The sequence below is a fragment of the Pseudomonas sp. IT-347P genome, from assembly GCF_949768005.1.
In the GTDB taxonomy this organism is placed as follows: domain Bacteria; phylum Pseudomonadota; class Gammaproteobacteria; order Pseudomonadales; family Pseudomonadaceae; genus Aquipseudomonas.
This window is the reverse complement of sequence record NZ_CATKPQ010000033.1, coordinates 407,032-421,595: the sequence shown is the minus strand read 5'-3', so window position 1 is coordinate 421,595 and position 14,564 is coordinate 407,032. Positions and strand designations below refer to the sequence as shown.

The window sequence follows — 14,564 nt, the reverse complement described above, 5'->3', positions numbered from 1 at the left end:
GATCAACCCCTTTGGCTTACACCGCTTCCGGCGACGGTGCGCGACGCACGTCCGGCTGCTTCCACGAATCGGCAGCGCTTTCTTCGATGGCTTGCTGAATGGCCTTCTTGCGCGCTTCTTCGGCACGGCGGCTGAAGAACCAGACCATGAAGGTCACGATCGATACCGCCAGCAGAATCAGGCTCGCCACCGCGTTGATTTCTGGTTTCACGCCCAGACGCACCGCCGAGAAAACTTCCATCGGCAGGGTGGTCGAGCCCGGGCCCGAGACGAAACTGGCCAGCACCAGGTCATCCAGCGACAGCGCGAACGACATCATGCCGCCCGCCGCCAGCGATGGCGCGATCATCGGGATGGTGATCAGGAAGAACACCTTCCACGGCCGTGCACCGAGGTCCATTGCCGCTTCTTCGATCGACAGGTCCAGCTCACGCAGACGCGCCGACACCACCACCGCCACATACGCCGCACAGAATGTGGTGTGGGCGATCCAGATGGTGACGATGCCACGTTCCTGCGGCCAGCCGATCATCTGCGCCATGGCCACGAACAGCAGCAACAGCGACAGACCGGTGATCACTTCCGGCATCACCAGCGGCGCCGTCACCAGACCGCCAAACAGCGTGCGGCCCTTGAAGCGGGTGATACGGGTCAGCACGAACGCCGCCAGCGTGCCCAGCGCCACCGCGGCGACCGCGGTGTAGCAGGCGATTTCCAGCGAGCGCAGCACTGAGCCCATCAGCTGCGTGTTGTCGAGCAGACCGACGTACCACTTGATCGACCAGCCACCCCACACCGTCACCAGTTTCGAGGCGTTGAACGAATAGATCACCAGGATCAGCATCGGCAGGTAGATGAACAATAAACCCAGGACCAGCATCAGGCTGGAGAAACGGAAGCGCTTCATTCTTTACCCTCCATTTCCTTGGCCTGACTGCGGTTGAACAGGATGATCGGCACAATCAGGATCGCCAGCATCACCACCGCCAGGGCAGATGCCACCGGCCAGTCACGGTTGTTGAAGAACTCTTGCCAGAGCACTTTACCGATCATCAGGGTTTCCGGACCGCCGAGCAGTTCCGGGATCACGAACTCACCGACCACCGGAATGAATACCAGCATGCAGCCGGCAATGATCCCGTTCTTGGACAGTGGAATGGTGATTTTCCAGAAACTGTTGAAGGTGCTCGAGCCCAGATCGGACGCGGCTTCCAACAGACTTTGATCGTGCTTCACCAGGTTGGCGTACAGCGGCAGGATCATGAACGGCAGATACGAATAGACCACGCCGATGTAGACGGCGAGGTTGGTGTTGAGGATCTGCAGCGGCTCGTCGATGAACCCCATGCTCATCAGGAAACCGTTGAGCAAACCGTTGTTGCTGAGGATGCCCATCCACGCGTAAACGCGGATCAGGATTGCCGTCCACGTCGGCATCATGATCAGCAGCACCAGCACCGTTTGCAGCTCTTTTCGGGCGGTGGCGATGGCGTACGCCATCGGGTAACCGATCAACAGGCAGAGCACAGTGCTGATAAAGGCCATTTTCAGCGAGCCGAGATACGCGGCGATGTACAACTCGTCGCCCGCCAGCATCGCGTAGTTGCCCAGGTTCAGCAGCAATTGCAGCTTCTGCTCGGCGTAGGTGTAGATCTCGGTGTATGGCGGGATGGCCACGTCGGCTTCGGCGAAGCTGATCTTCAGAACGATGAAGAACGGCAGCATGAAGAACAGGAACAGCCAGATGAATGGCACCCCGATGACCAGCTGCCGGCCATTGGGGATTATTCGATTGATGCGGCGTTTGAATTTGCGCATGTTCATGAGCGAAGTACCACGCCGCTGTCGTCTTCCCACCACACGTAGACCTGATCGCCCCAGGTCGGACGCGCGCCACGGCGCTCGGCGTTGGCAACGAACGACTGCACCAGTTTGCCGCTCGGCAATTCGACGTAGAACACCGAGTGACCGCCGAGGTAGGCGATGTCATGCACCTTGCCGCTCGACCAGTTGTATTCGCAGGTCGGTTGGTCGGCGGTGACCAGCAGCTTCTCCGGACGGATTGCGTAGGTCACGGACTTGTCCTGCACCGAGGTGCTGATCCCATGGCCAACGTAGATCTGCCGGTCGAGGTCTTTGCAAGTGATGGTCGCGTGGCCTTCGGCGTCGTCGATCACTTCACCTTCGAAGATGTTGACGTTGCCGATGAATTCGCAGACCAGACGGCTGGTCGGGGTTTCGTAGATGTCGATCGGGCTGCCGATCTGGGCGATCCAGCCCAGGTGCATGATCGCGATGCGCTCGGCCATGGTCATGGCCTCTTCCTGATCGTGGGTCACCATCACGCAGGTCACACCGACGCGCTCGATGATTTCCACCAGCTCCAGTTGCATCTGCGAACGCAGTTTCTTGTCCAGTGCGCCCATCGGCTCATCGAGCAGCAGCAGTTTCGGCCGCTTGGCCAGCGAACGTGCCAGCGCCACCCGCTGACGCTGACCGCCAGACAGTTGATGCGGCTTGCGCTTGGCGTACTGGCTCATCTGCACCAGTTTGAGCATCTCGGCCACACGGGCGTCGATCTCGGCCTTGGGAATCTTGTCCTGCTGCAGGCCGAAGGCGATGTTCTGCGCCACGGTCATGTGCGGGAACAAGGCATACGACTGGAACATCATGTTGATCGGGCGTTCGTACGGCGGCATGTCGGTGATGTCGACGCCGTCAAGGAAAATGCGCCCCTCCGTGGGCCGTTCGAACCCTGCCAGCATCCGTAGCAGAGTGGATTTGCCCGATCCCGAACCGCCGAGCAGGGCGAAGATCTCGCCCTTTTTGATTTCCAGGGACACATCGTCCACGGCAATCGTCTCGTCGAACTTCTTCGTGACCCGGTCGATTTTGACCAGCACCTGTTTAGGTGTCTGGTCGCCCTCGAGGGCTTTCTTATAGGCGCCGGAGGCAACTGCCATTTACGAAACTCCCAGAAAAAAAGAGTGCAGTTCGCCCAATGCGGACGAACCCAGGATAGTTGTGCCTTATTTGCCCGACTTGACCTTGGTCCAGCTGCGGGTCATCAAACGCTGAATATTGGGCGGCAACTCGGTCGACACGTAGGTCTTGTCGAGGACTGCCTGCGGTGGATAAACCGCTTCATCGGTACGGATGGACTGTTCCATCAGCTTGTCCGAACCCGGGTTGGGGTTGGCGTACCCGACGTAATCACTGACCTGAGCGATAACTTCAGGTTTCAACAAATAGTTGATGAAGGCGTGGGCCTCTTTGACGTTGGACGAATCCTTGGGGATCGCCAGCATGTCGAACCACAGCGCGCCGCCCTCTTTCGGGATCGAATAGGCGATGTTGACGCCCTTCTTGGCCTCTTCGGCACGGTTCTTCGCCTGGAAGATGTCACCGGAGAAACCGATGGCCACGCAGATGTCGCCGTTGGCCAGATCGCCGATGTATTTCGACGAGTGAAAATAGGTCACGTAAGGACGCACCGCGAGCAGCTTGGCGGTGGCTTTTTCGTAGTCCTTGGTGTTGGTGCTGTTGGCGTTCAGGCCCAGATAATTGAGCATGGTCGGCATCATTTCATCCGCCGAATCGAGGAACGCGACGCCGCAGCTGTGCAGCTTCTTGATGTTTTCCGGTTCGAACAACACGGCCCAGGAATCGATCTTGTCGATACCGAGCACGGCTTTGACCTTGTCGACGTTGTAACCGATGCCGTTGGTGCCCCACAGGTACGGCACGGCATAGAGGTTGCCGGGATCGTTCTGCTCCAGGCGCTTGAGCAGCACCGGGTCGAGGTTGGCATAATTCGGCAACTGCGCCTTGTCGAGCTTCTGGAAAGCACCGGCCTTGATCTGCTTGCCGAGGAAGTGGTTCGACGGCACGACCACGTCGTAACCGGTACGCCCGGCGAGCAGCTTGCCTTCCAGGGTTTCGTTGGAATCGAAGACGTCGTAGACCGGTTTGATCCCGGTCTCTTTCTCGAAGTCGGCCAGGGTCGATTCGCCGATGTAATCGGACCAGTTATAAATATGCACCGTACCGGCGGCCTGGGCTCCGACAGCGATCGTCAGGCCGGCAGTAACCAGCAGGGCTTTGCGCAAAGAAGAAAAAATAGGCAAGTGGAGGTCCTCTAAATTAGTTGGGCCCAAGTTGCCCCGCGCTGCATGACAGTCGTGGCTGCCCGGCAACAAAACCGGCGCGCAACTTACCCTCGAAAAACCGTTCCTGCAAAACTTCCTGTCATTTAATTAATCCGCTGGCCGCCCTCACAGGGAATGACGGCCAGCGGTTGTTGCGTCAAACCGGCTTATTTACCGGATTTGATCTTGGTCCAGCTGCGCGTGATCAGGCGCAGGGTCGCTGCGTCCAGGTCGCTGATCGCGTAGAGCTGCTTCTTCACTTCAGCCGACGGGTAGATGCTCGGATCGCTGGTGATGTCCTTGTCCACCAGTGGCGTGGCCGCCTTGTTGCCGTTCGGGAAACGCACGGCGTTGGTGATGCCGGCCATCACTTGCGGCTCGAGCAGGTAGTTCATGAACTTGTAGGCGGCTTCGACGTTTTCGGCATCCTTGGGAATGGCGACCATGTCGTAGAAAGTACCGGCGCCTTCTTTTGGAATGGTGTAGGCCAGTTTGACCTTGTCACCGGCTTCCTGAGCGCGGGTCTTGGATTGTTCCAGGTCACCCGAGTAACCGACGGCGACGCAGATGTTGCCGTTGGCCAGATCGGAGATGTACTTGGAGGAATGGAAGTAGGCAACCGAAGGACGAATTTTCAGGAACAAGTCTTCGGCGGCTTTCAGGTCAGCCTTGTCCTTGCTGTTGGTCGGCTTGCCCAGATAGTGCAATGCCGCCGGAATCATCTCGGTCGGTGCATCGAGGAAGCTCACGCCGCAACTTTTGAGTTTCTCGATGTTTTCCGGCTTGAACACCACGTCCCAGGAGTCGATCTTGTCGATGCCCAGCGCAGCCTTGACCTTGGCCGGGTTGTAGCCTATGCCGATCGAGCCCCACATGTATGGGAACGCGTGCTTGTTGCCTTGGTCGCTGGCATCGCCAACGGCCTTGAGCAGGTCTTCGTCGAGGTTCTTCCAGTTCGGCAGCTTGGACTTGTCCAGCTCCTGGTAAACACCGGCCTTGATCTGCTTGGCGAGGAAGTTGTTGGAAGGCACCACGATGTCGTAACCGGATTTGCCGGCCAGCAGCTTGGCTTCCAGGGTTTCGTTACTGTCGAAGACGTCGTAGACGACTTTGATCCCGGTGGCTTTCTCGAAGTTGGCCACGGTGTCCGGCGCAATGTAGTCGGACCAGTTGTAGACGTGCAGCACTTTGTCGTCCGCGTGAACCGCACCCGCCATCATGCCCGCCACGGACAGCGCGAGAAGTGTCTTGCCAGCAAGCTTTTTACCTAATGCCTTCATGCGTCATGCTCCAAATTTTTCTTTTTTGAACCACTTTGTTCAGCGGCCGAACCCGGACAACTGGAACCGCGGCTAGTCTGGCAAGATCCGAGGCGGTCTTTCAAGAAAAGACCAGCCTTTCTGACAGCTTTGAGCGAGTGCGCCGCAGCTCCCCCGCTCAGAGCCTAGCACTTAGCCTTGCAACGCACTGAGGGTCAGGTCCAGACACGTGCGTGCCTTGGTCACCAGCTCATCGATCTCCGCTTTGCTGATCACCAGCGGCGGCGCGATGATCATGGTGTCGCCCACAGCGCGCATGATCAGGCCGTTGTCGAAGCAGAACTGCCGGCAGATCATGCCGACGCCCTTGCCTTCGTAACGCTTGCGCGTGGCCTTGTCCTGCACCAGCTCGATCGCGCCCAACAGACCGACGCCGCGAACTTCACCCACCAGCGGGTGATCGTTCAGTTCCCGCAGACGTTTCTGCAAATACGGTGCCGTTTCGTTGTGCGCGTTCTCGATAATTTTTTCATCGCGCAGGATGCGGATGTTTTCCAGGCCCACCGCTGCCGCCACCGGGTGACCGGAGTAGGTGAAGCCGTGGTTGAAATCGCCACCTTCGTTGAGCACCGCAACAACGGAGTCACGGACGATCAGGCCACCCATCGGGATGTAGCCGGAGGTCAGGCCTTTGGCGATGGTCATCATGTCAGGCGCAAGGTCGTAGAAATCGCTGCCGAACCACTCACCGGTACGACCGAAACCGCAGATCACTTCATCCGCCACGAACAGGATGTCGTACTTGGCGAGGATTTCCTTGATGCGCGACCAGTAGGTATCGGGCGGAATGATCACGCCGCCGGCGCCCTGAATCGGCTCGGCAATAAAGGCACCGACGTTGTCGACACCGACTTCGAGAATCTTCTCTTCCAGCTGATTGGCCGCCCAGATACCGAACTCTTCCGGGGACATGTCGCCGCCTTCAGCGAACCAGTACGGCTGCGCGATGTGGACGATGCCCGGGATCGGCAAGTCGCCTTGTTCGTGCATGTAAGTCATGCCGCCCAGGCTCGCGCCGGCCACGGTCGAACCGTGATAACCGTTCTTGCGACTGATGATGACTTTCTTGTTTGGCTGGCCCTTGATCGCCCAGTAATGGCGAACCATACGCAGCATGGTGTCGTTGCCTTCGGAGCCGGAACCGGTGAAGAACACGTGGTTCATGCCTTCCGGCGCCACGTCGGCAATCGCTTTGGCCAGTTCCAGTGCCGGCGGGTGCGCGGTCTGGAAGAACAGGTTGTAGTACGGCAATTCGCGCATCTGTTTGGCAGCCGCCTCGGCCAGCTCATCGCGACCGTAACCGATGGCCACGCACCACAGACCGGCCATGCCGTCGAGGATCTTGTTGCCTTCGCTGTCCCACAGGTAAACGCCTTTGGCGTTGGTAATGATCCGCGGGCCTTTCTCTTTCAGCTGTTTGAAGTCGCTGAACGGGGCCAGGTGATGATCATTGCTGAGTGTTTGCCACTCGCGGGTTTGCGGGTTGTTGCTGGTCATGCCAATTCTCCTTGTTATCGGTGAAGGCGCGACGGCTGAGCGCCGCGCCCGGCGTATCAGACGGCGAAGAGCAGATACTCACGCTCCCAGGAACTGATCACGCGCTTGAAGTTTTCATGCTCGGCCCGTTTTACCGCGACGTAGCCAGTGATGAAGGTTTTGCCCAGGTACTTCTCGATGGTCGCGCTGTTTTCCATACGCTCCAGCGCGTCTTCGATGGTCAGCGGCAGGCGCAGGTTGCGGCGCTCGTAACCACGGCCCACCACTGGCGCGCTCGGATTGAGGCCTTCGACCATGCCGATGTAGCCGCAGAGCAGGCTCGCGGCAATCGCCAGGTACGGGTTGGCGTCGGCGCCCGGCAGACGGTTTTCGACACGACGGTTCTGCGGGCCGGCATCCGGTACGCGCAGGCCCACGGTACGGTTTTCCTCGCCCCACTCGACGTTCACCGGCGCCGAGGTGTCCGGCAGGAAGCGGCGGAACGAGTTGACGTTAGGGGCGAACAGCGGCAGCAGTTCCGGGATCAGTTTCTGCAGGCCACCGATGTGGTGCAGGAACAACTGACTCATGGTCCCGTCGTCATTGGAGAAGACGTTCTTGCCGGTTTCGATGTCGATGATGCTCTGGTGCAAGTGCATCGCGCTGCCCGGCTCGCCGGTCATTGGCTTGGCCATAAAGGTCGCAGCCACGTCGTGCTTGAGCGCGGCTTCGCGCATGGTGCGCTTGAACACCAGAATCTGGTCGGCCAGCGACAGTGCGTCGCCGTGACGGAAGTTGATTTCCATCTGCGCCGTGCCGTCTTCGTGGATCAGCGTGTCGAGGTCCAGCTCCTGCAGTTCGCACCAGTCGTAGACGTCTTCGAACAGCGGATCGAACTCGTTCGCCGCCTCAATGGAGAACGACTGACGGCCGATTTCCGGACGGCCCGAGCGGCCAATCGGCGGCTGCAACGGATAGTCAGGGTCGTCGCTGCGCTTGGTCAGGTAGAACTCCATTTCCGGCGCCACGATCGGCTGCCAGCCCTTGTCGGCGTAGAGTTTCAGAACCTTCTTGAGGACGTTGCGCGGCGACAGCTCGATCGGGTTGCCTTGCTTGTCGTAGGTGTCGTGAATCACCTGGGCGGTCGGCTCGATGGCCCACGGCACCAGGTACACGGCGTTCTGGTCGGGGCGGCAGATCATGTCGATGTCGGCCGGGTCGAGCAGTTCGTAATAGATGTCATCTTCGACGTAGTCGCCGGTCACGGTCTGCAACAGCACACTTTCTGGCAGGCGCATGCCTTTTTCGGCGATGAACTTGTTGGTCGGCGAGATCTTGCCCCGGGTGATACCGGTCAAGTCGCCAATCATGCATTCGACTTCTGTGATCTTGTGGTCTTTCAACCAATCGGTGAGCTGGTCGAGGTTGTTACTCATAAATGCCTCTGGGCTGAGTCTCCTGACGTGACGTCAGGCAAGGTTTGACGCTTGCAGCGTCGCGTTAAAGGGGGGCTTGCTCGCGCAGTGCCGGCTTACGCCTGGCACCGCGCATAGACAATGAAAGAGGAGCTTACCTGCCCTTTACGCTGGCGTTGCATTTCCTGTGCACACGCAAGGCGTGCAGAATCATGAGCACGATCGGGAACACGGCACAGGCTTTGGGGATGAAAGCGAACTATATTGGAGGGGAACGCCATAAACAGGATGCTTTCCCGTACGTCCAGAATATCGGACGCTGACACTTGAACGGCCATGGACGGGAACATCGTCGATAACGGGCGAGCCTTGTTGGCTGCGCTACCGACGGATTGGTCGCCACTGATGTGATAAGCATGCAGACCGGACTGTTGCGAGCAGTCGGTGATGCCGATTAACGGCAGGCGAGACATGAAGCACCCCGGTATTATTGCTGTTATGGGTTTGATCGGAGCTTAGCCTTGTTCATTTTTTTACACAACACCCCCGTAAAAAATACAACACGGCCTGCTCAAACCCGTGGGTGACAAGCATCCAAAGGACAAAAAACCACCCGAAAATGCCCCATAAATGCCCTCGCAGCGCTTTTTTAGGGCAAAAAAGGCCTCGCTTGACTTCGGCAGGCCGTTCGGGTTGACTGAAACCAGAAAAGATCAATGATTGATATTTTTAACAACAAAGGTGTTGCATCATGTCGGTACCCCCGCGTGCCGTTCAGCTTAACGAAGCGAACGCGTTCCTTAAGGAACATCCTGAGGTTCTGTACGTTGACCTTCTGATTGCGGATATGAATGGTGTGGTGCGCGGCAAGCGCATCGAACGCACCAGCCTCCACAAGGTTTACGAGAAAGGCATCAACCTGCCGGCCTCTCTATTTGCTCTGGATATCAATGGCTCTACGGTGGAAAGCACCGGCCTGGGCCTGGACATCGGCGACGCCGACCGTATCTGCTATCCGATTCCCGATACCCTGTGCAACGAGCCATGGCAGAAGCGCCCGACCGCGCAACTGTTGATGACCATGCACGAACTCGAAGGCGACCCCTTCTTCGCCGATCCGCGCGAAGTGCTCCGTCAAGTTGTTGCAAAGTTTGACGAGCTGGGCCTGACCATCTGCGCTGCATTCGAACTCGAGTTCTACCTGATCGACCAGGAAAACGTGAACGGCCGTCCTCAGCCGCCACGCTCGCCAATCTCCGGCAAACGTCCGCACTCGACGCAGGTTTACCTGATCGACGACCTCGACGAATACGTCGACTGCCTCCAGGACATTCTGGAAGGTGCCAAAGAGCAAGGCATCCCGGCCGACGCCATCGTCAAGGAAAGTGCCCCGGCGCAGTTCGAAGTCAACCTGCACCACGTCGCCGACCCGATCAAGGCATGCGACTACGCGGTCCTGCTCAAGCGTCTGATCAAGAACATCGCCTACGACCATGAAATGGACACCACCTTCATGGCCAAGCCGTACCCGGGCCAGGCGGGCAATGGTCTGCACGTCCACATTTCGGTACTCGACAAAGATGGCAAAAACATTTTTGCCAGCGAGGATCCCGAGCAGAACGCCGCGCTGCGTCACGCGATCGGCGGTGTGCTCGAGACCCTGCCCGCGCAGATGGCTTTCCTCTGCCCGAACGTCAACTCGTACCGTCGTTTCGGCGCGCAGTTCTACGTACCGAACTCGCCGTGCTGGGGCCTGGACAACCGCACTGTGGCGATTCGCGTACCGACCGGTTCTGCCGATGCCGTGCGCATCGAACACCGCGTGGCCGGCGCCGACGCCAACCCGTACCTGCTAATGGCTTCGGTACTGGCCGGCGTGCACCACGGTCTGGTCAACAAGATCGAACCGGGTGCGCCTGTGGAAGGCAACAGCTACGAGCAGAACGAACAGAGCCTGCCGAACAACTTGCGCGATGCCCTGCGTGAGCTGGACGACAGCGAGGTGATGGCCAAGTACATCGATCCGAAATACATCGATATCTTTGTCGCCTGCAAGGAAAGCGAGCTGGAGGAGTTCGAACACTCCATTTCCGACCTTGAGTACAACTGGTATCTGCATACCGTTTAAGCGGTTGTAGCACCAAAAAGAACGCCGTCGGCTGATTCAGCCAACGGCGTTTTTTTATGGCCGAACACACATCCCTGTTTATGGGGAGGATGGCCGCCTTCGGCGGTTCGGGAGCAAGCCCCCTCCCACAGGGATCCGCCTGTGTACACAAAATTTCATCTCACTGGAGACCCATTGTGGGAGGGGGCTTGCTCCCGAAGGCGTACTGGCAGACAACACGGAACCCGGCTCGTACAATGCCCGCTGCCCCGCAGGAGACTTCCATGACGCGACCCGCCCCCGTCCGCAAACCCCGTGCCCGCAGTCAGGCGCGCATCGATTCGATACTCGACGCCGCACGCACGCTGCTGGCCGCCGAGGGCGTGGCCAGTCTGTCGATCTACAGCGTGGCCGAGCGCGCGCAGATTCCGCCCTCCTCCGTGTATCACTTCTTCGCCAGCGTGCCGGCACTGCTCGAGGCGCTGACGGCGGATGTGCACGCCGCGTTTCGTGCCTGCCTTCAGGCGCCGATCGATCACGAGGCCCTGCGTGACTGGCGGGATCTGTCGCGCCTGGTCGAGCAGCGCATGCTGGAGATCTATGACGAAGACGCGGCGGCGCGTCAGTTGATCCTTGCTCAACACGGTTTGACCGAAGTCACTCAGGCTGACCGTCAGCACGACATCGAACTGGGCGACTTGATGCACAAGCTGTTCGACCATCACTTCGAGTTGCCGCGCCTGCCGAGTGATGTTGATGTGTTTGCCTTGGCGATGGAACTGGGCGACCGCGTATACGCGCGTTCGGTGCAGCAGCACGGGCAGATCACACCGCGCATGGCCGAGGAAGGGATGCGGGTGTTTGATGCCTATATCGGGTTGTATTTGCCACCCTATCTACCCAAGAGAATTCTCTAGAGCATTCACCGGCCTCTTCGCGAGCAAGCTCGCTCCCACAATGATTGTGGTGAACACAAAATCTGTGAATAACACCGAACCTGTGGGAGCGGGCTTGCTCGCGAAGGCCGCGCCGCAGTTTTCAGGTAAGGCACAAAAAACCCCGAAGGGCTCACGCCCTCCGGGGTTGTTTTTTGCTCACCGGCTTACAACTTGGCGATCGACACCTCGGTGGATTTCACAAAGGCGATCACTTCGCTGCCGACCACCAGTTCCAGCTCTTTGACCGAGCGGGTGGTGATCACCGAAGTGACGATGCCGGAAGCGGTCTGCACGTCGATTTCCGACAGCACGTCACCGAGGACGATTTCCTTGATCGAGCCTTTGAACTGGTTGCGGACGTTGATGGCTTTGATAGTCATGGCAATGATTCCTGTCGTTTGCTTGAGTTATTGAGCCCAACGCAGTTGCGTAGGCAGTGGTGAAACAGGTTCCGGCGCCGGCGGCTCGCCGGGCAGGGAGAGAACACGGTTAAGCACTTCGGTTTCCAGCGTCGCCAGTCGATGTGAACCACGCACCCGAGGGCGCGGCAGTTCGATATGCAGATCGAGGCCGACTTCGCCGTCCTCGATCAGAATCACCCGGTCGGCAATCGCCACCGCTTCGCTGACGTCGTGGGTCACCAGCAGCACCGTGAAACCGTGCTGCTGCCAGAGACGTTCGATCAGTTGTTGCATTTCAATGCGGGTCAACGCGTCCAGTGCGCCGAGCGGTTCGTCGAGCAGCAGCAGACGCGGCTGGTGGATCAGCGCGCGCGCCAGTGCAACACGCTGCTTCTGCCCACCGGACAACGCTGCCGGCCACTCATTGGCGCGATCCGCCAGCCCCACCGCTTCCAGCGCCGCTAACGCTTGCGGGCGCCAGTTGCCCTTGAGGCCGAGACCGACGTTATCGATGATCTTCTTCCACGGCAGCAGGCGTGCTTCCTGGAACATCAGGCGGGTGTCTTCCCGCGCATCACTCAGTGGTGCGGCACCGGCGAGCAAGTCGCCGCCAGTCGGCAGATCAAGCCCGGCGAGCAAACGCAGCAAGGTACTTTTGCCGCAACCACTGCGCCCGACCACGGCGACGAATTGCCCCGCCGGAATGTGCAGATCAATGTCACGCAGCACCTGCCGTGCGCCGAAGGTTTTCTGCAGGTTGCGCACCGCCAGCGGTATCCCGCGCAGCAGGCGTGGAGGTTGTTGAGCGGTCATGCCGCACCTCCTTTGGCAACCTGATAAGCCGGGTGCCAACGCAACCACACACGTTCAAGTCCACGGGCCGCAAGGTCGGCGAGTTTGCCCAGCACCGCGTAAAGCAGGATCGCCAGCACCACCACATCGGTCTGCAAAAACTCCCGGGCGTTCATTGCCAGATAACCGATGCCCGAGCTGGCGGAAATGGTTTCCGCCACGATCAGCGTCAGCCACATAAAGCCCAGAGCGAAGCGCACACCAACCAGAATCGAAGGCAATGCGCCCGGCAAAATCACCTGCCAGAACAGGCTGAAACCAGACAGACCATAACTGCGCGCCATCTCTACCAACGCCGGGTCGACGTTGCGGATGCCGTGATAAGTATTCAGGTAGATCGGGAACAGCGTGCCCAATGCCACCAGGAAAATCTTCGCCGACTCGTCGATACCGAACCAAAGAATCACTAGCGGAATCAGCGCCAGATGCGGCACGTTGCGGATCATCTGCACCGAGCTGTCGAGCAGGCGTTCACCCCACTTTGACAGGCCGGTAATGAAACCCAAGACCAGACCGATGCTGCCGCCGATGGTGAAACCGAGCGCCGCGCGCCAGCCGCTGATCGCCAGGTGCGTCCAGATTTCGCCACTGCGCACCAGGCTCACACCGGCCTCGATCACCGCCACCGGTGCCGGCAGAATCCGTGTCGACAACCAACCGGCCGACACCGACAACTGCCACACCGCCAGCAACAACACCGGCAACGCCCAGGGCGCGAGGCTATGGATAAATTTCTTCATGGCCGCGCCTCAGCTCTGCGACGCGGCTTTGGGAAGAATGTCGTTGGCGACCATCTCGCCGAACGGGCTGACATAACCGGCGCTCTTCGGCAGTTCCGGACGCTCGATGTCGAGGTGCGGAAACAACAGTTCAGCGACGCGATACGATTCTTCGAGGTGTGGATAACCGGAGAAGATAAAGGTGTCGATGCCCAGATCGGCGTATTCCTTTACGCGCGCCGCCACGGTCGGGCCATCGCCGACCAGCGCGGTACCGGCACCGCCGCGCACCAGACCAACTCCAGCCCAGAGGTTAGGGCTGACTTCGAGGTTGTCGCGACTGCCGCCGTGCAGCGCCGCCATGCGTTGCTGGCCGACCGAATCAAAACGCGCCAGAGAAGCCTGAGCACGAGCGATGGTGTCGTCGTCCAGGTGCGAGATCAGCCGATCCGCCGCTTTCCACGCTTCAGCATTGGTTTCGCGGACGATCACGTGCAGACGAATGCCGAAGCGCACGGTGCGGCCAAGCTTGGCGGCTTTGGCGCGGACCTGTTCGATTTTTTCCGCGACCGCTGCTGGCGGCTCGCCCCAGGTCAGGACCATCTCCACCTGTTCCGCAGCCAGATCCTGTGCGGCTTCCGACGAGCCACCGAAGTACAGCGGCGGACGCGGTTGCTGGATTGGCGGATAGAGCAGCTTGGCACCTTTTACGCTGATGTGCTGACCGTCGTAATCGACGGTTTCACCTTCCAGCACACGGCGCCAGATGCGGGTGAATTCCACCGAAGCCTGATAGCGCTCTTCGTGGCTGAGGAACAAACCGTCGCCAGCCAGTTCTTCCGGGTCGCCACCGGTGACCAGGTTGAACAGCGCACGACCACCGGACAGACGATCCAGAGTCGCTGCCTGCCGCGCCGCGACTGTCGGGGAAATGATCCCGGGGCGCAGGGCAACGAGGAATTTCAGACGCTGGGTCACCGGGATCAGCGACGCCGCTACCAGCCACGAGTCTTCGCAGGAACGGCCGGTGGGAATCAGCACGCCGCCGAAGCCCAGACGATCCGCCGCTTGCGCGACCTGTTGCAGATAACCGTGGTCGACGGCGCGAGCGCCTTCGGCGGTGCCAAGGTAATGGCCGTCGCCGTGGGTAGGCAGGAACCAGAAGATATTGAGGCTCATGGAGTGGTCT

Annotated in this window: 14 protein-coding genes; 2 read left to right on the top strand and 12 right to left on the bottom strand. The window is 59.5% G+C overall.

The window, feature by feature from the left end:
- Positions 1–16: 16 nt before the first annotated feature.
- The 8 genes from ACM6IV_RS14730 to ACM6IV_RS14695 all read right to left on the bottom strand — a co-directional run bounded on the left by ACM6IV_RS14730 (position 17) and on the right by ACM6IV_RS14695 (position 8,831).
- Positions 17–907, bottom strand: a complete 891-nt coding sequence (locus ACM6IV_RS14730) for an ABC transporter permease subunit (RefSeq protein WP_414870537.1) — start codon at positions 905–907, stop codon at positions 17–19.
- Entirely contained in the window at positions 904–1,785 is an 882-nt protein-coding gene (locus ACM6IV_RS14725; RefSeq protein WP_414870762.1) for an ABC transporter permease subunit, read from the bottom strand. The genes ACM6IV_RS14730 and ACM6IV_RS14725 overlap by 4 nt, the downstream gene beginning before the upstream one ends.
- Positions 1,786–1,820: 35 nt before the next feature.
- On the bottom strand, positions 1,821–2,963 hold the full coding sequence (locus ACM6IV_RS14720; protein WP_103302476.1) for an ABC transporter ATP-binding protein: 1,143 nt from the start codon (positions 2,961–2,963) through the stop codon (positions 1,821–1,823).
- A gap of 66 nt (positions 2,964–3,029) precedes the next feature.
- Complete coding sequence (locus ACM6IV_RS14715; RefSeq protein WP_414870536.1) at positions 3,030–4,127, bottom strand: polyamine ABC transporter substrate-binding protein; 1,098 nt, start codon at positions 4,125–4,127, stop codon at positions 3,030–3,032.
- Between the two features lie 188 nt (positions 4,128–4,315).
- A complete protein-coding gene (locus ACM6IV_RS14710; RefSeq protein ID WP_090287291.1) occupies positions 4,316–5,428 on the bottom strand; it encodes a polyamine ABC transporter substrate-binding protein in 1,113 nt (370 codons plus the stop codon).
- 171 nt (positions 5,429–5,599) lie between these two features.
- On the bottom strand, positions 5,600–6,964 hold the full coding sequence (locus tag ACM6IV_RS14705; protein ID WP_414870535.1) for an aspartate aminotransferase family protein: 1,365 nt from the start codon (positions 6,962–6,964) through the stop codon (positions 5,600–5,602).
- Positions 6,965–7,020: 56 nt separating this feature from the next.
- Positions 7,021–8,379: a glutamine synthetase family protein gene (locus tag ACM6IV_RS14700; protein ID WP_414870534.1), complete on the bottom strand. Its 1,359-nt coding sequence runs from the start codon at positions 8,377–8,379 to the stop codon at positions 7,021–7,023.
- A 95-nt stretch (positions 8,380–8,474) separates the two neighbouring features.
- Positions 8,475–8,831, bottom strand: a complete 357-nt coding sequence (locus ACM6IV_RS14695) for a glutamine amidotransferase (protein ID WP_414870533.1) — start codon at positions 8,829–8,831, stop codon at positions 8,475–8,477.
- A gap of 278 nt (positions 8,832–9,109) precedes the next feature.
- Between ACM6IV_RS14695 and ACM6IV_RS14690 the strand changes: the two genes are divergently transcribed.
- Together ACM6IV_RS14690 and ACM6IV_RS14685 are read left to right on the top strand one after the other, a co-directional pair.
- On the top strand, positions 9,110–10,486 hold the full coding sequence (locus tag ACM6IV_RS14690) for a glutamine synthetase family protein (protein ID WP_003229254.1): 1,377 nt from the start codon (positions 9,110–9,112) through the stop codon (positions 10,484–10,486).
- A 263-nt stretch (positions 10,487–10,749) separates the two neighbouring features.
- Entirely contained in the window at positions 10,750–11,382 is a 633-nt protein-coding gene (locus ACM6IV_RS14685; protein WP_226500866.1) for a TetR/AcrR family transcriptional regulator, read from the top strand.
- Positions 11,383–11,567: 185 nt separating this feature from the next.
- Here the strand turns inward: ACM6IV_RS14685 and ACM6IV_RS14680 are convergent, their stop codons facing one another.
- The 4 genes from ACM6IV_RS14680 to ssuD are packed head-to-tail and all read right to left on the bottom strand — an operon-like array spanning position 11,568 to position 14,554.
- Positions 11,568–11,783: a TOBE domain-containing protein gene (locus tag ACM6IV_RS14680; protein WP_003229256.1), complete on the bottom strand. Its 216-nt coding sequence runs from the start codon at positions 11,781–11,783 to the stop codon at positions 11,568–11,570.
- Positions 11,784–11,810: 27 nt separating this feature from the next.
- Entirely contained in the window at positions 11,811–12,617 is an 807-nt protein-coding gene (ssuB, locus tag ACM6IV_RS14675) for an aliphatic sulfonates ABC transporter ATP-binding protein (RefSeq protein ID WP_414870532.1), read from the bottom strand.
- Positions 12,614–13,396: an aliphatic sulfonate ABC transporter permease SsuC gene (gene ssuC, locus ACM6IV_RS14670; RefSeq protein WP_011336451.1), complete on the bottom strand. Its 783-nt coding sequence runs from the start codon at positions 13,394–13,396 to the stop codon at positions 12,614–12,616. Before ssuC ends, ssuB begins: the two co-directional genes overlap by 4 nt.
- 9 nt (positions 13,397–13,405) lie before the next feature.
- Positions 13,406–14,554: an FMNH2-dependent alkanesulfonate monooxygenase gene (gene ssuD, locus ACM6IV_RS14665; protein ID WP_414870531.1), complete on the bottom strand. Its 1,149-nt coding sequence runs from the start codon at positions 14,552–14,554 to the stop codon at positions 13,406–13,408.
- Between the last annotated feature and the right edge of the window lie 10 nt (positions 14,555–14,564).

Excerpts from the sequence above, each read along its gene's own strand:
- ACM6IV_RS14705 (WP_414870535.1), bottom strand. The coding sequence starts at position 6,964 with ATGACCAGCAACAACCCGCAAACCCGCGAGTGGCAAACACTCAGCAAT.
- ACM6IV_RS14680 (WP_003229256.1), bottom strand. The coding sequence starts at position 11,783 with ATGACTATCAAAGCCATCAACGTCCGCAACCAGTTCAAAGGCTCGATC.
- ssuD (WP_414870531.1), bottom strand. The coding sequence starts at position 14,554 with ATGAGCCTCAATATCTTCTGGTTCCTGCCTACCCACGGCGACGGCCAT.
- ACM6IV_RS14690 (WP_003229254.1), top strand. The coding sequence starts at position 9,110 with ATGTCGGTACCCCCGCGTGCCGTTCAGCTTAACGAAGCGAACGCGTTC.
- ACM6IV_RS14730 (WP_414870537.1), bottom strand. The coding sequence starts at position 907 with ATGAAGCGCTTCCGTTTCTCCAGCCTGATGCTGGTCCTGGGTTTATTG.
- ssuC (WP_011336451.1), bottom strand. The coding sequence starts at position 13,396 with ATGAAGAAATTTATCCATAGCCTCGCGCCCTGGGCGTTGCCGGTGTTG.
- ssuB (WP_414870532.1), bottom strand. The coding sequence starts at position 12,617 with ATGACCGCTCAACAACCTCCACGCCTGCTGCGCGGGATACCGCTGGCG.
- ACM6IV_RS14695 (WP_414870533.1), bottom strand. The coding sequence starts at position 8,831 with ATGTCTCGCCTGCCGTTAATCGGCATCACCGACTGCTCGCAACAGTCC.
- ACM6IV_RS14720 (WP_103302476.1), bottom strand. The coding sequence starts at position 2,963 with ATGGCAGTTGCCTCCGGCGCCTATAAGAAAGCCCTCGAGGGCGACCAG.
- ACM6IV_RS14685 (WP_226500866.1), top strand. The coding sequence starts at position 10,750 with ATGACGCGACCCGCCCCCGTCCGCAAACCCCGTGCCCGCAGTCAGGCG.
- ACM6IV_RS14710 (WP_090287291.1), bottom strand. The coding sequence starts at position 5,428 with ATGAAGGCATTAGGTAAAAAGCTTGCTGGCAAGACACTTCTCGCGCTG.
- ACM6IV_RS14700 (WP_414870534.1), bottom strand. The coding sequence starts at position 8,379 with ATGAGTAACAACCTCGACCAGCTCACCGATTGGTTGAAAGACCACAAG.